Raw genomic sequence first — 14,272 nt, forward strand, 5'->3', positions numbered from 1 at the left:
GATTTAGGAAACAACGCCCGAAGAAACTGTAGCATTCTTAAGGCTCATGCAATTCATGAAGCCTCGTAATGTACCAAAAAGGCTGCCTACAGCCGCGTAAAAAAAGCGTAAAAAATTCACTTTTTCATGAGCAAATAGTCAAAAATTCGACGAAATTACTGTTTCCAATTGGTTATCATGGCTCAGTATTTCAATTGACATATGGAAAATCATATATATTATTTACCATATATGAAAACCGCGGATGACCTCAATGTGTGACACCCTAACGTTTTACAAAGCCTTATCTGAGCCCACTCGGCTGACCTCTCTATTGCTGCTCTCACAGCATGGTGAGTTATGTGTATGCGATTTAATGACTGCGCTGGCGTTGAGTCAGCCTAAAATTTCACGGCATTTGGCGGAGCTACGTAAGCATCAGTTAGTCGTCGGAGAGCGTCGTGGTAAGTGGGTCTATTACCAATTATACCCAGCCTTACCTGACTGGATGCGCGACATTTTACTGACCACGGTAAAACACAATCCTGCCATGTTGCCGCCTGTTGAGCCAATGGCCTTTAGTCAGACTTGCTGTGAGGAAAAACAATAGTATGAATGATAACGAACTCCCAAATATCACGGCCGATGCGTTTGATATTCCGTCGGCTGATAAGTTTGCGGTGCAGTCATCGACCCACCGTCCTCGTATCTTGCTGCTATATGGTTCCTTGCGGGCGCGTTCATACAGCCGACTGGTGGTTGAGGAAGCGGCGCGTCTGTTGACCGCGATGGGGGCTGAGGCGCGCATTTATGATCCTAGTGGCTTACCCGCGGCCGATAGTGTAGATCCTTCACATGAGAAAGTGGCGGAATTGCGCGAGCTGATGATGTGGTCTGAAGGGCAGGTTTGGTGTTCGCCTGAACGCCACGGTTCGATGACCAGTATCATGAAAAGCCAAATCGATTGGGTGCCTCTAAGTCTTGGGGCCGTGAGGCCAACCCAAGGCAAAGTGCTCGCAGTGATGCAAGTATGTGGGGGCTCTCAATCATTCAATACGGTTAATCAGCTCCGTGTTCTCGGCCGCTGGATGCGTATGTTTACCATTCCGAACCAATCATCAGTGCCCAAAGCCTATTTAGAGTTTGATGAACAAGGCCGGATGCTGCCATCGCCTTTTTATCAACGCATTGTTGATGTGGTGGAAGAGCTTATGAAATTTACGCTCTTACTTCGTGACAACAAAGACTATCTCGTTGATCGCTACTCTGAGCGCGTTGAGAGTGCCGATGAGCTATCAGCACGTGTCAATCAACGTCAGATATAAAAAGGAAATACCACTATGACTCAATCTGAAGCCTGTGCGCCGTCGGCCGCGCAAAAGATGGGGTGGCTCGATCGGTACTTAACCGTGTGGATTTTTCTCGCCATGGCCATTGGGGTGAGTGTGGGGTGGCTTTTTCCCGACGTCGCAACCCTCAGTGAGCGCTTATCAGTCGGGAGCACCAACGTGCCGCTTGCGGTTGGCTTGATTTTAATGATGTATCCGCCACTGGCAAAAGTGAATTATCGCTTATTGGGATCGGTTACGCGCGATAAAAAAGCTATCACGTTGTCGCTGATCATGAACTGGATCGTGGGTCCTATTCTTATGTTCGCGCTGGCGGTGCTGTTTTTACGTGATGAGCCAGGCTACATGGCGGGAGTGATATTGATTGGTCTTGCCCGTTGTATCGCCATGGTCTTGGTGTGGAACGACATCAGTGGTGGCAATAAAGAGTATGGCGCGGCCCTAGTGGCCCTAAATAGCTTATTTCAGATCCTGACCTACAGTGTGATGGCATGGCTATTTATCACCGTTTTACCCCCCATGCTGGGACTACAAAGTTTTGTGGTGGATGTCACCATGGGCGAAATTGCACAAAGTGTGCTGATTTACTTGGGTATCCCTTTTGTAGCGGGTTATCTATCACGCACCGTGTTGGTCGCTAAAAAGGGTGAACATTGGTACGAAGACGTCTTTTTGCCACGTATTTCCCCGATGACGTTAATTGCTTTGTTGGCGACCATTGTGTTGATGTTTAGCCTAAAAGGGGAGGCGATTATTGCGCTGCCACTTGATGTTTTGCGTATCGCTGTACCGCTAGTGACCTACTTTGTGCTGATGTTCTTTATTAGCTTCTTTGCGGGCAAAAAATTGGGGATCCCGTATGACCGCAACGCGTCAATTGCGTTTACTTCATCCGGCAATAACTTTGAATTAGCCATTGCGGTGGCGATTGCGGTGTTTGGCATTCACTCTGATCAAGCCTTTGCAGGGGTGATTGGGCCGCTGGTGGAAGTGCCTGTGTTGATTGCCTTGGTGAATGTCGCGCTAAGAATGAAGCGACGCTATACGACTTAATATGAAGCTTTTATGAATCCCTGTCTGTGAGGGTTGCATGCTGGCTTAGGTTTATTAATATGCGTATATCCATATATGCATTTAGCGGAGTGTAGTGAGAGAGCCTATGTTGCCTCATCAGTTTTTTAAATTATTGGCCGATGAAACGCGCGTGCGATGTTTACTGCTTATTGCCCGTGAAGGGCAGTTATGTGTGTGCGAGCTCACCGAAGCGCTGGACACCTCGCAGCCGAAGATCTCACGTCATTTGGCGCAACTGCGGGCCAGTGGTGTGTTGGTTGATACGCGCCAAGGGCAATGGGTGTTTTATCGCTTAGCCGCTGACTTACCCGGCTGGATGCGCAAACAAATTCAGGGGTTAGTTGATTCCAACTGCCTAAAAGACACTTATCAAGAAGATATCACGCGGCTGGCCAAAATGGCGTCACGCCCCACCTGCTGCGTGTAAAGGAGAAAGCAATGACAATTAAAGTCGGAATCAATGGGTTTGGCCGTATCGGTCGTTTGGCATTAAGGGCAGCATTTGATTGGCCAGAGCTCGAGTTTGTGCATATTAACGATGTGGCGGGAGATACCGAAACGCTGGCGCATTTGCTGGAGTTTGATTCGGTACAAGGGCGCTGGCATCACGCGGTGAGTGTAGAAGGCAACCGCGTACAGATTAACGGCCAAACACTGACGACAAGCCAAGAAAAAGCGATTGATGCCGTCGATTGGTCAGGCTGCGATGTGGTGATTGAAGCAACGGGAAAACATCGTGACGCGGATCTGCTGCAACAATATTTGGACCAAGGCGTAAAGCGCGTGGTGGTCTCTGCGCCGGTCAAAGATGAGCGTGTGGCGAATATCGTAGTGGGGGTGAATGACGCGATTTTTGATCCGAGCAAACATCGGATCGTTACCGCAGCGTCGTGTACCACGAACTGCTTGGCTCCGATTGTGAAAGTGATCCATGAAAAGCTGGGGATTGCGCAGTCGACCTTCACTACCATTCATGATTTAACCAATACCCAAACGATTTTAGACGCGCCGCATAAAGACTTACGTCGTGCCCGCGCCTGCGGCATGAGTTTGATCCCGACTACTACAGGATCGGCGACCGCCATCGTAGAAATTTTCCCGGATCTAAAAGGCAAGATTAACGGCCATGCAGTGCGTGTCCCCCTTGCCAATGCGTCGCTAACGGATGTGATTTTTGATGTGGAAACTGATACCACCGCCGACGAGGTGAATGCACTGTTGCAAGAAGCCGCGGATGGCGAGCTCAAGGGTATTCTTGGCTTTGAGGCGCGTCCTTTAGTCTCGATAGATTACCGTGGTGATCAGCGCTCCACCATTGTCGATGGTTTATCCACCATGGTGGTGGGTAAGCGTATGGTCAAAATCTATGCGTGGTATGACAACGAAATGGGGTATGCCACGCGCACCGCTGAGTTAGTGCGCAACGTCGGCGGCGTTGATCAGTAATCGCTTTTTTATCGGGTAGCGATGTGTGCCCAGTGCCGCATCGCCCTTTTTGGTATGTGAATCGATGACCACTATGTTTGCTCAATTAAGCCAATCTGTGCGCCAGTATATGCTGGTCACCTTTAATTATTGGAATTTCACCATCACCGACGGTGCACTGCGGATGCTGGTGGTGCTGTATTTTTATGAGTTGGGCTACGGCACGTTAGAAATCGCCTCGCTGTTTTTGTTTTACGAATTTTTCGGGGTGGTCACTAACCTTATCGGTGGATGGCTCGGTGCGCGTTTAGGCCTTAATCGCACCATGAATATTGGCCTTGGCATGCAAATTATCGCGCTTGCCATGTTAGCCGTGCCAGCCGGTTGGCTCACCATTCCTTGGGTGATGGCGGCTCAAGCCTTGTCTGGAATTGCAAAGGATCTGAATAAGATGAGCGCTAAAAGCGCGATCAAAACCTTAGTGCCTGACAACGCACAGGGAGCGCTGTTTAAGTGGATTGCGATCTTGACGGGCTCGAAGAACGCGCTCAAAGGCGTAGGTTTTTTTGTCGGTGGCGCATTGCTCTCTCTGATTGGCTTTCAATATGCGGTGGCGGCGATGGCTGGCGTGTTGAGTTTGGTGTTTATAGGCAGTGTGGTATCGCTCAATGCGGAGTTGGGGAAAGCGAAAAATAAGCCCAAGTTTTCGGAAATTTTTTCTAAGTCTCGCAGCGTGAATATCCTCTCGGCAGCACGTTTATTTCTTTTCGGCGCTCGAGACGTTTGGTTTGTGGTGGCCTTGCCAATTTATCTTGGCACCACATTTGGTTGGAGCCACAGTGCGGTGGGCGGATTTCTTGCGCTATGGGTGATCGCTTACGGCGTGGTGCAAGGGGTTGCGCCGAAAATTACCGGGCGCCAAGCTGGCCATTCGCCGGGCGGTAAAGCGGCGTTAGGTTGGGCAGGTTTATTGGCAGTGGTGACGGGTATTATTGCTTACGCGATTGGCGAACAGTGGTATCCGCAAGGGGTGATTATTGTTGGACTCATGGTATTTGGGGCGATATTTGCGATTAACTCGTCACTGCATTCCTACTTGATTGTTAGCTACGCCAAAGGCGACGGTGTGTCGCTGGATGTAGGATTTTATTATATGGCGAACGCCATGGGACGCTTAATTGGCACCGTGTTATCCGGTTGGGTTTTCCAAGTATGGGGACTGGCGGCATGCCTTTGGGTGTCGTTTGGATTTCTTACCGTAACCACGGTCATTTCGCTGGGGTTACCGAACCGTCAACCACAGCCTCTGCCGCCTTCGTCATAACCGCAGAATGAGATAAGTGCCACCCAGCAGGCTGGGTGGCATTTTGGTTACCATTTAAACACGGTACTGAGGCGACGCAGCTCTTCACCGACGGATGCCAAGTCTTGGCTGGCTACCGAGGTTTGCTCGGAGGCTTGTGAGGTTTGGTCGGCCACATCTTGAATGGTATTCATGCGTTGGCTGACATCTTCCGCCGCGTGCCCTTGCTCTTTGACGGCTTGTGCGATTTGGGTGTTCATTTCCGTGATATTGCTAATTTCTGCTGAAATAGACTCAAGCGCTTCACGAACTTGTTCGGTTTGCTCGACCACTTCTTCGACTTGTTGCTTACTTTTCACCATTTCACTCACGGCGGATTCGGCCCCGGCTTTAAGGGTCTCGATCATTTTTTCGATCTCGACGGTCGATTCTTGGGTTTTCTGAGCCAGTGAACGGACTTCATCCGCCACTACTGCAAAGCCACGACCTTGCTCACCCGCGCGGGCGGCTTCGATGGCGGCATTGAGTGCGAGTAAGTTGGTTTGATCCGAAATTCCTTTGATCACATCCAAGATAGACGCGATGTTCTCACTGTCGTCTTTCACCGTGTTAATGACTGACTCGGATTGTCCAATGGCTTCCGCTAAGGTCGAAATACCGGCGACTGTGGTGCTCACTAACGCGTTACCGCGTTGCGCTTGATCGTTCGCCTGATGGGCGGAGTCCGAAGTTGCCTCGGCTTTATGTGCTACCTCTTGTGCTGAGGCGCTCATTTGTGTTGCTGCAGCGGCCACTTGTTCAATATCCTGCTTCTGTGTCTTCACGCCGTGGGAGGTTTCGTTGGTCAGCGAAGACAATTCCTCTGACGAATTGGCGATGCGGGTAATGTTGTCCGACAAATCGCCAATCATGGTTTTTAGACGGGTAGACATGGAGGAAATGGATCCGAGCAGCTCACCAATTTCATCTTTCCTATCGGTCGCAATGTTGACGCTTAAATCGCCATTGGCAATTTTCTGACTCGCTGCCACTGCGCGCTGTAAAGGCGGCACGATCATGGCGGTCATCAGCCAAGAGACGCCAATACCGATTGCAATGGCGACGCTAGCAAGCACGATATTAGTGATCAGCATGCTTTGCTTATTTGTAGCGAGTTTTTGTTTGCCGATGTCACGGCCTTTCTCCGCAAGATCTTCTACCGCTCTCGCTTTGGTTAACATGGTGTCGTTAATTGTTCGGCGTTGTTGATATGCACTGACGTAGGTTTGGAATGCGTTGCGATAGGACGCGATGCCTTGTCGAACGGCTGACGTGTCTATTTCATCCGGAAGGGTGTCGCTCAGTTTATCCATATCAGCCAGCTTTTGGTTAACGGCTTCCGTGAATTGCGCATCGCTGGATAGTATATAATTCTTCTCGGCGAGACGAGACTCGAGCATCCATTTAATTAAGCGATTCGCTTCATCGGCAATTTTTAACGTATCAATGATCACTTCCGGCGAGCGCCCTTGGGCAAGATAACGGTTGACGCGATCCTTTTGCATTTGACGAATGCCTATAAGCGCTTGCTCAACCCGCCGAGCTTGATCGCGCATCCCCGTTTCCGCTTGCGCAAGCTTGTCATACTGGGCCACATACTGATCCATCGCCGTTTGGTACGCTTTATTTTCAGCCATGATTTGCGAGAGCAGCGTTTTCGTTTGTTGATCACTGACTTTGGCAGTTGTGGTGGTCGCTTGCTGATTGATGGTATCGGTGAGTTGTTTAATTTCCGCCACGTAGCTGTTGTCGCGGCGCAAAATAAAATTCTTTTCGGTAATCCGTACTTCTTTTATGTATTTTACTATTCGATTGAGATCATCAGCTGCCGAGACTTCATTATTGAGCTGAGCCACGCCAGTGACAGCGTTCAGCGTCACTAATGCGGTTAATAACACCAAAATGCCAAATGCGATCATCAGCTTAAGCCGCACTTTAAGGTTATACATCCATTTCATTGGGCGCCTATTCAGTTGAGGTGGGACCTATTCAATATAGTGGAATTTTACTAACTGACATGTTTTCACTCTAAGGGGACACTATGGTGTGCGCCTTGGCGTATGATTTTTCGGTGGCCTCGTACTCCTTCCATTCTGCGACGATCAGCGACTTGAACAGCTTTTTCGAATAACTCCAACAAGCTGAACGGCCGACTTTCTCGTTGTGGCTTTTTATACTGCAAAGAGAAAAAGGAGGACGTATGGGAAAACTGATCGATGGTGTGTGGCACGATGTGTGGTATGACACCCAAGCATCCGGCGGCCGATTTATCCGTGAAGACGCTGGGTTTCGTCATTGGATAACGCCTGATGGAGATGCAGGGTCCAGCGGGAGCGCGGGCTTTAAAGCAGAATCAGGACGTTATCATCTCTATGTCTCTTTGGCATGCCCTTGGGCGCATCGCACCCTGATTATGCGTCATTTGAAAGGACTTGAGCCTCATATTGCTGTCACTGTGGTGGCGCCTGAGATGCTAGAACATGGCTGGACGTTTTCGAAGCCAGAGCCCTTATATGGGTTTGACTACGCGCACCAGTTGTATACCAAAGCCAAACCTGACTACACCGGACGGGTCACTGTGCCAATTTTATGGGACAAGCAAACCGAGACCATTGTCAGTAATGAATCCGCCGACATTATTCGGATGTTCAATTCGGCATTTGATGGTATTACGGGCAATCATGACGATTATTACCCAGAAAACCTACGTGCAGCGATTGAGCAGTGGAATGAATTTGTTTATCCCAATGTGAACAATGGCGTGTATAAATGCGGCTTTGCCACTGAGCAAGCGGCCTATGAAGACGCTTTTGATAAGTTATTTACTGCCTTGACAGTATTGGACGATCATTTAAGTCGTCACCGTTACCTTGCTGGAAATCAGATCACAGAAGCCGATTGGCGTTTGTTCACCACCTTAATTCGTTTTGATCCTGTCTACGTGGGCCACTTTAAATGTAACAAGCAACGTATTGCCGATTACTGCAATTTGTTCTGCTACATGAAAGAGCTGTTTCAAGTGCCAGGGGTGGCTGAGACCGTCGATATGCAGCACATCAAAACCCATTACTATTACAGCCACGGGAATATCAATCCAACCCGAATTGTACCGAAAGGACCGGAGCAAGATTTATGGTCGCCGCATGGGCGGGCATCACTAACAAGTGGGAAATGATAGGGTAGTTAACGACACAACAACGAAAAAGGGCCAGCATCTGCTGGCCCTTAAAGATGGTGGTGGAGGAAGGATTCGAACCTTCGAAGGCTGAGCCGTCAGATTTACAGTCTGATCCCTTTGACCGCTCGGGAACTCCACCACGGAGTCTTACTTTGTAAAGTGGTGGTGGGAGAAGGATTCGAACCTTCGAAGGCTGAGCCGTCAGATTTACAGTCTGATCCCTTTGACCGCTCGGGAATCCCACCACGGGGTGTTGCTTTGTAAAAGTGGTGGTGGAGGAAGGATTCGAACCTTCGAAGGCTGAGCCGTCAGATTTACAGTCTGATCCCTTTGACCGCTCGGGAACTCCACCACGGAGTCTTGCTTTGTAAAAGTGGTGGTGGGAGAAGGATTCGAACCTTCGAAGGCTGAGCCGTCAGATTTACAGTCTGATCCCTTTGACCGCTCGGGAATCCCACCACGCGAACGGGGCGAATATTATCAAACCGATTGGTGCTGTAAAGGATTTTCTTGATCCCGTGTAGCGGTTGATGTTTTTTTCAACGCTTTACGGCGTTTTTAACCGCCAACATCGAATTTTATGCGTTTTTTGAAACCGTTGCTTATTGCCGCAGTCTTATGCCCAGTTTCGATGATGTGTGGGAGATCATAATCCTGCATATCGCTGATAGATAAATCAAAAAGGAATTATACGTTCTGATCGAATCTCATATTTGGATGTAATAAGTATAAAAAATAGCGTCTTTACAATTCTTTAAGGACAAAACAAAGCAGATCAGTACACTGGTGCTATTCAAATTATAAGGTGTGATGCAATGAAAAAAGGGATGCTACTGGGCGCCGTGATATTGGCTGGCGTTGCGTTCTGGTTATGGAGTGGGTCGGGGCCCACGAACGAAGATGCGGCAACCTCCGCTCCAAGCGCGCGCGCTGTGGATGTGATGACAGCGGAAGTAGAAACCAGACCCATTGCGCCGTCGTTATCTTTGGTGGGGAATGTCAAAGCCCACCAACAGATTAATATCGAATCGGAAGTGTCGGCGCGCATTGAAACTGTTCACGTTAAGCCGGGCGAAACCGTGCAAAAAGGGGCGCCGTTGGTAACCTTTAATCGCGCCAAAGCTCAAGCCGCGGTGCTGGAAGCGTCGGCTTACCTCAATGACGAGCAGCGCAAGCTAAAAGAGTATACCAAGCTGGCGCAGCGTGGTGCGTTAACGCAAACCGAGTTGGATGCACAGCAAGCGAGTGTCAATATCGCCAAGGCGCGTTTGCAATCGGCGCAATCTGATTTAGATGATCACCGTTTAATTGCGCCTTTTTCGGGGCGCATTGGTTTGTTTGATTTAAGTGTCGGGCAGCGCGTCGATGTGGGCGAATCGCTCTTTAGTCTCGATAATCTTTCGCAGATGAACCTCGATATTCAAGTACCAGAACAATATATCGGGTTGCTGTACACCAATATGCCAGTGGCGGTCACGTCGCAAGCCTATCCCGATGAGGCCTTTACCGGCACGGTGAGTGTGGTGGACTCTCGGGTGGATAAAGACGCGTTATCGGTCAGTGTTCGCGTCGCGCTAGATAATCCTGAACGCCAATTGCAGCCCGGTATGCTGATGGAGGCGAAACTGACTTTGCCTGAGCAATACGCGGTGATAGTGCCCGTGCAAGCTCTGCAATATTCCGGTACGCGACGTTATGTTTTCCGGATTGATGATGAAGGCATTGCTCATCGCACTGAAATTACGCTCGGCGCGCGGATTGACAACCAAGTGGTGGTGAGTAAAGGACTCGAGCCGGGTCAGCACATTGTGGTGCAAGGTTTAGTGAACATGCGTGATGGGGCGCAAGTCTCTGTATTAAATGCGGAAGCGCGTAAAAACCAAGCTGATGATAAAAGCCGTGTGACTGAGACCGCGTCTGAGACGGAGGCTAGCTAATGTGGTTGTCTGATGTCTCGGTAAAACGGCCAGTGATGGCAATAGTATTGAGCTTGCTGTTATGTGTCTTTGGGGCGGTCTCTTTCTCGACCTTGTCTGTACGTGAGATGCCTGATATTGATAGCCCGGTGGTGAGTATCTACACCGGCTATTCCGGCGCTTCGGCGAGCATTATGGAAAGCCAAGTCACGCAATTGATTGAAGATGAGCTCTCCGGCATTAGCGGCATTGAAGAGATTACCTCGGTCAGTCGTAATGGCTCATCACGGATCACGGTGGAGTTTAAGCTCGATCATCCGCTGACCGAAGGGGTGAGTGATGTGCGTGATGCCGTGGCACGCGCACAAGGAGGACTGCCCGATGATGCCAATGACCCGATTGTGTACAAAGACAACGGCACCGGCGAAGCGGCGGTTTATATCAACCTGGCCTCGTCAGAAATGGACCGCAACCAACTGACGGAATATGCCCAACGTACTCTCGAAGACAGATTTAGTTTGATCTCAGGCGTGAGCTCGGTCGATTTATACGGCGCGCTGTATAAAGTGATGTATGTGAAACTGAATCCGACCCAAATGGCGGGGCACGGTGTTACCACTCAAGATATTCTTGATGCATTGCGGGATGAAAACTTAGAAAGTCCGGGCGGGGAAATCCGCAATGACGTGATGACCATGCCAGTGCGTAGCGATCGGTTATACCGTGATGCGGAGGACTTCAAACAACTGGTGGTGCGCACTACGGCGAACGGCACTGCGATTTATCTGTCGGATGTGGCGGAGGTGGCAATTGGCTCACGGAACGAAGATGCCACCTACAAAAACAATGGTATCAATAATTTAAGTTTGGCGCTGATCCCACAATCCGATGCCAACCCGCTCGACATATCCGCACGGGCACATAAGCTTGTCGATGAAATGCAGGCCTTCCTGCCCGAAGGCACGCGCCTTTGGGTCGATTACGATACCACGGTATTTATTGATCGCTCGATTGAAGAGGTGTACAGCACCCTGTTTATCACTGGGGCGTTGGTGGTGTTAGTGCTGTATATTTTTATTGGCCAAGCGCGCGCCACCTTGATCCCAGCAGTGACCGTGCCTGTGTCCTTGATATCCGCCTTTATCGTTGCCTCGGCGATGGGCTTTTCCATCAACCTGCTGACTTTAATGGCGCTCATTCTCGCGATTGGTCTGGTGGTGGATGATGCCATTGTGGTGGTCGAAAATATCTTCCACCACTTACAGCAAGGCGATCCACCTTTGGTGGCCGCTTACCGTGGCGCACGGGAGGTGGGTTTTGCGGTGATTGCCACCACGGCGGTGTTGGTGATGGTGTTCCTCCCCATTACCTACATGGATGGCATGATCGGTAAGCTGTTCACCGAGTTTGCCGTGATGCTTGCCGTCACTGTGCTCTGTTCGTCCCTCATTGCGTTAACGCTCACGCCGGTGCTTGGCAGTAAATTGCTACGCTTAAATGTAACATCCAGTCCTGTGAACCGCGTGATCACCCGTGGGTTTGATGTGCTTGAAAGTTACTATCGCCGAGTGCTGGCACATGTCCTGCGTTGGCGTTGGATGGCACCTGTGGTTATCTTGCTCTGTATTGGCGGCAGTGGCGTGCTGATGCAGCACTTACCGTCGCAATTAGTGCCACAAGAAGATCGCGGGGTGCTGCTGGCGTTTGTCCGTGGTGCGGAAGGCACGGCGTACAACCGTATGGTGGGCAACATTGAGCAAATTGAGCAGCGCTTAATGCCCTTGGTCGAGGCGGGGACCTTGAGCTCGGTCAGCGTACAGACACCGGCGTTTGGCGGTCGAGCGGGAGATCAAACGGGCTTTGTGATCATGCTATTGCCGGATTGGGATGAGCGTGATCGCTCTGCACAGGATATCTTGGCGGAAGTCCGTCAGGTGTTAAATGGTGTGCCAGACGTGCAAGTGTTCCCGTTTGCGCCTGGCTTTGGTGGGGGGAGTTCAGAGCCCGTGCAGTTTGTATTGAGTGGCCCAGACTATCCTGAGCTTCACCGCTGGGCGGAAAAACTGGGCGAAATGGGTCGTGAGGCGGGCATGATTGATAGCCCAGATTATGACTACAACCAAACTACCCCTGAGCTAGTGGTTAAAGTGGATCGTCGTCGCGCCTCTGAACTCGGCATTTCGGTGCGGGATGTGTCCGATACGTTAGAGGTGATGCTTGGCGGCCGTGCCCAGACCAGTTATGTGGATCGCGGTGAAGAGTACGATGTATATGTGCGCGGCGATGAAAAGGCCTTTAGCAGTAAAGGCGATCTCAGTCGTATTTATATGCGCAGTCGTAGCGGTAAGTTGGTTTCGCTCGATGCGGTAACCACGGTGGAGGAAACAGCGTCCGCGCAGCGTTTAAACCATACCAACAAGCAAAAATCGATCACCTTATCGGCGCATTTAGGCGAGGGAGTGACGCTGGGCCAAGCACTGGATTATCTGGATAGGGTCGCGGCTGAGAATCTACCGGCCGATATCTCGGTGGGCTATTCAGGGGAGTCGAAAGATTTTCGTGAAAACCAAACCAGTGTGCTGGTGGTGTTCGGTTTAGCGCTCTTGGTTTCGTACTTGGTGTTAGCGGCGCAATTTGAAAGCTTTATCAACCCCTTGGTGGTGATGTTGACGGTGCCCATGGGAATGCTAGGCGGCTTTTTAGGCCTGTGGTTGACTAACCAAGGGATCAATATCTACAGCCAAATTGGTTTGATCATGCTGATTGGGATGGTGACCAAAAACGGTATCTTGATCGTGGAGTTTGCCAACCAATTGCGTGACCGCGGCATTGCATTTGAAAAAGCGATTATCGATGCGTCAGTCCGTCGCTTGCGACCGATTTTGATGACGGCGTTTACCACCTTGGCAGGGATGATCCCACTGATCCTCTCCACTGGCGCGGGGGCTGAAAGTCGTATCGCGGTTGGGACGGTGATCTTCACCGGCATGGCCTTTGCGACTTTTGTCACCTTGCTGGTGATCCCGGCGATGTATCGTCTGCTCTCTATTCATACTCACTCGCCGGAGTATGTGGCGCAGCAGTTGGATAAAGCGCTCGCGGTGGAAACTGTGCATCGGGCCAGTCATGGTGAGTTTGATACCCACCCGCATGATGAGCCGCATAAATAACCGCTGTTGTATTCTCGATACAAAAACCGCCTTTTCATAGTGAGGCGGTTTTTTATTTCTTGTCGCTGCCTGAGAGTGCCCGCTATTAGGCGTTTTCGGCTTGTTTGCGTCGCAGTGCGGCTTGTACGTCCGCTTGATTGGCCAGATAGTCATCTAAGCCACGCTGACGCAAGTGACAGGCTGGACACTCGCCACAGCCAGTGCCTTTAATGCCGTTATAACAGGTTAGGGTGTGGTCGCGTACAAAATCGAGGGCGTGATACTGGTCGGCCAGTGCCCACGTTTCAGCTTTATTCAGCCACATCAATGGTGTGACTAAGGCGAGTTTTCTGTCCATGCCGCGCTCAAGAGCCTGCTGCATTGATTGAATAAAATCGTTACGACAATCTGGGTAGCCAGAAAAGTCGGTTTCGCAGACACCGGTGATCACCGCCTCAGCGCCAATTTGATAGGCGTAAATGCCTGCCAAAGTCAAAAACAAGATATTACGACCCGGCACAAAGGAATTGGGCAGGCCGTTTTCGTTCAGTGCATTGGAAACAGGAATATTGTCGCGTGTGAGCGAGCTAATCGCCAATTCATTGAGCAAACCAACATCCAGTACCTTGTGCGCACTGACTTTGCGGTTTGCAGCAATCTCACGGGCAACATCAATTTCTTGCTTGTGGCGCTGGTTATAGTCGAAAGTGAGGCAATGCACTTCGTCGTACTCTGCCTGCGCTTGAATCAAACAGGTAGTTGAATCCTGTCCTCCGCTAAATACCACAACGGCTTTTTTCATCGGTTTGTCCTTTGGCGGTGCTACTTACCCAGTGTTACACAGAGCACGGATGGTACCC

The 14,272-nt window shown here is 50.4% G+C and carries 11 protein-coding genes and 4 tRNA genes; 9 read left to right on the plus strand and 6 right to left on the minus strand.

Going from position 1 to position 14,272, the window contains the following annotated elements:
- Window positions 1-253: 253 nt before the first annotated feature.
- The 6 genes from BGK46_RS07010 to arsJ all read left to right on the plus strand — a co-directional run bounded on the left by BGK46_RS07010 (window position 254) and on the right by arsJ (window position 5,151).
- A complete protein-coding gene (locus tag BGK46_RS07010) occupies window positions 254-589 on the plus strand; it encodes a metalloregulator ArsR/SmtB family transcription factor (protein WP_069588038.1) in 336 nt (111 codons plus the stop codon).
- A 1-nt stretch (window position 590) separates the two neighbouring features.
- Entirely contained in the window at window positions 591-1,304 is a 714-nt protein-coding gene (gene arsH, locus BGK46_RS07015; RefSeq protein ID WP_069587994.1) for an arsenical resistance protein ArsH, read from the plus strand.
- A 15-nt stretch (window positions 1,305-1,319) separates the two neighbouring features.
- The gene (gene arsB, locus BGK46_RS07020) at window positions 1,320-2,381 is read left to right on the plus strand and encodes an ACR3 family arsenite efflux transporter (protein ID WP_069587995.1); all 1,062 of its coding nucleotides are present in this window, start codon (window positions 1,320-1,322) and stop codon (window positions 2,379-2,381) included.
- A 106-nt stretch (window positions 2,382-2,487) separates the two neighbouring features.
- Window positions 2,488-2,829, plus strand: a complete 342-nt coding sequence (locus BGK46_RS07025; protein WP_021024015.1) for a metalloregulator ArsR/SmtB family transcription factor — start codon at window positions 2,488-2,490, stop codon at window positions 2,827-2,829.
- A gap of 11 nt (window positions 2,830-2,840) precedes the next feature.
- Window positions 2,841-3,848, plus strand: coding sequence for an ArsJ-associated glyceraldehyde-3-phosphate dehydrogenase (locus BGK46_RS07030; RefSeq protein ID WP_069587997.1), 1,008 nt, complete (start codon window positions 2,841-2,843; stop codon window positions 3,846-3,848).
- A 73-nt stretch (window positions 3,849-3,921) separates the two neighbouring features.
- Complete coding sequence (arsJ, locus tag BGK46_RS07035) at window positions 3,922-5,151, plus strand: organoarsenical effux MFS transporter ArsJ (RefSeq protein WP_069588039.1); 1,230 nt, start codon at window positions 3,922-3,924, stop codon at window positions 5,149-5,151.
- A 47-nt stretch (window positions 5,152-5,198) separates the two neighbouring features.
- On the opposite strand, the gene BGK46_RS07040 is transcribed toward arsJ, so the two are convergent.
- Entirely contained in the window at window positions 5,199-7,127 is a 1,929-nt protein-coding gene (locus tag BGK46_RS07040; protein ID WP_084781313.1) for a methyl-accepting chemotaxis protein, read from the minus strand.
- A 242-nt stretch (window positions 7,128-7,369) separates the two neighbouring features.
- Between BGK46_RS07040 and BGK46_RS07045 the strand changes: the two genes are divergently transcribed.
- Window positions 7,370-8,344 carry a glutathione S-transferase family protein gene (locus tag BGK46_RS07045; RefSeq protein ID WP_069588000.1) on the plus strand — a complete coding sequence of 325 codons (975 nt, stop codon included), beginning with the start codon at window positions 7,370-7,372 and terminating at the stop codon, window positions 8,342-8,344.
- Between the two features lie 57 nt (window positions 8,345-8,401).
- Here the strand turns inward: BGK46_RS07045 and BGK46_RS07050 are convergent.
- The 4 genes from BGK46_RS07050 to BGK46_RS07065 form a co-directional block, all read right to left on the minus strand.
- Window positions 8,402-8,486, minus strand: a tRNA-Tyr gene (locus BGK46_RS07050).
- Window positions 8,487-8,507: 21 nt separating this feature from the next.
- A tRNA-Tyr gene (locus BGK46_RS07055) sits at window positions 8,508-8,592 on the minus strand.
- A gap of 22 nt (window positions 8,593-8,614) precedes the next feature.
- Window positions 8,615-8,699, minus strand: a tRNA-Tyr gene (locus tag BGK46_RS07060).
- 22 nt (window positions 8,700-8,721) lie between these two features.
- A tRNA-Tyr gene (locus BGK46_RS07065) sits at window positions 8,722-8,806 on the minus strand.
- A gap of 356 nt (window positions 8,807-9,162) precedes the next feature.
- Between BGK46_RS07065 and BGK46_RS07070 the strand changes: the two genes are divergently transcribed.
- A complete protein-coding gene (locus tag BGK46_RS07070) occupies window positions 9,163-10,284 on the plus strand; it encodes an efflux RND transporter periplasmic adaptor subunit (RefSeq protein WP_069588002.1) in 1,122 nt (373 codons plus the stop codon).
- Entirely contained in the window at window positions 10,284-13,433 is a 3,150-nt protein-coding gene (locus tag BGK46_RS07075; protein ID WP_069588003.1) for a multidrug efflux RND transporter permease subunit, read from the plus strand. The genes BGK46_RS07070 and BGK46_RS07075 overlap by 1 nt, the downstream gene beginning before the upstream one ends.
- 85 nt (window positions 13,434-13,518) lie before the next feature.
- Here the strand turns inward: BGK46_RS07075 and queC are convergent, their stop codons facing one another.
- Window positions 13,519-14,214, minus strand: a complete 696-nt coding sequence (queC, locus tag BGK46_RS07080; protein ID WP_069588004.1) for a 7-cyano-7-deazaguanine synthase QueC — start codon at window positions 14,212-14,214, stop codon at window positions 13,519-13,521.
- Between the last annotated feature and the right edge of the window lie 58 nt (window positions 14,215-14,272).

It is taken from the genome of Salinivibrio sp. SS2 (genome assembly GCF_001722075.1).
GTDB classification, from domain to species: Bacteria; Pseudomonadota; Gammaproteobacteria; order Enterobacterales; family Vibrionaceae; genus Salinivibrio; species Salinivibrio proteolyticus.

Excerpts from the sequence above, each read along its gene's own strand:
- BGK46_RS07010 (WP_069588038.1), top strand. The coding sequence starts at position 254 with ATGTGTGACACCCTAACGTTTTACAAAGCCTTATCTGAGCCCACTCGG.
- BGK46_RS07070 (WP_069588002.1), top strand. The coding sequence starts at position 9,163 with ATGAAAAAAGGGATGCTACTGGGCGCCGTGATATTGGCTGGCGTTGCG.
- BGK46_RS07045 (WP_069588000.1), top strand. The coding sequence starts at position 7,370 with ATGGGAAAACTGATCGATGGTGTGTGGCACGATGTGTGGTATGACACC.
- BGK46_RS07075 (WP_069588003.1), top strand. The coding sequence starts at position 10,284 with ATGTGGTTGTCTGATGTCTCGGTAAAACGGCCAGTGATGGCAATAGTA.
- arsJ (WP_069588039.1), top strand. The coding sequence starts at position 3,922 with ATGTTTGCTCAATTAAGCCAATCTGTGCGCCAGTATATGCTGGTCACC.
- BGK46_RS07025 (WP_021024015.1), top strand. The coding sequence starts at position 2,488 with ATGTTGCCTCATCAGTTTTTTAAATTATTGGCCGATGAAACGCGCGTG.
- arsH (WP_069587994.1), top strand. The coding sequence starts at position 591 with ATGAATGATAACGAACTCCCAAATATCACGGCCGATGCGTTTGATATT.
- arsB (WP_069587995.1), top strand. The coding sequence starts at position 1,320 with ATGACTCAATCTGAAGCCTGTGCGCCGTCGGCCGCGCAAAAGATGGGG.
- BGK46_RS07040 (WP_084781313.1), bottom strand. The coding sequence starts at position 7,127 with ATGAAATGGATGTATAACCTTAAAGTGCGGCTTAAGCTGATGATCGCA.
- queC (WP_069588004.1), bottom strand. The coding sequence starts at position 14,214 with ATGAAAAAAGCCGTTGTGGTATTTAGCGGAGGACAGGATTCAACTACC.
- BGK46_RS07030 (WP_069587997.1), top strand. The coding sequence starts at position 2,841 with ATGACAATTAAAGTCGGAATCAATGGGTTTGGCCGTATCGGTCGTTTG.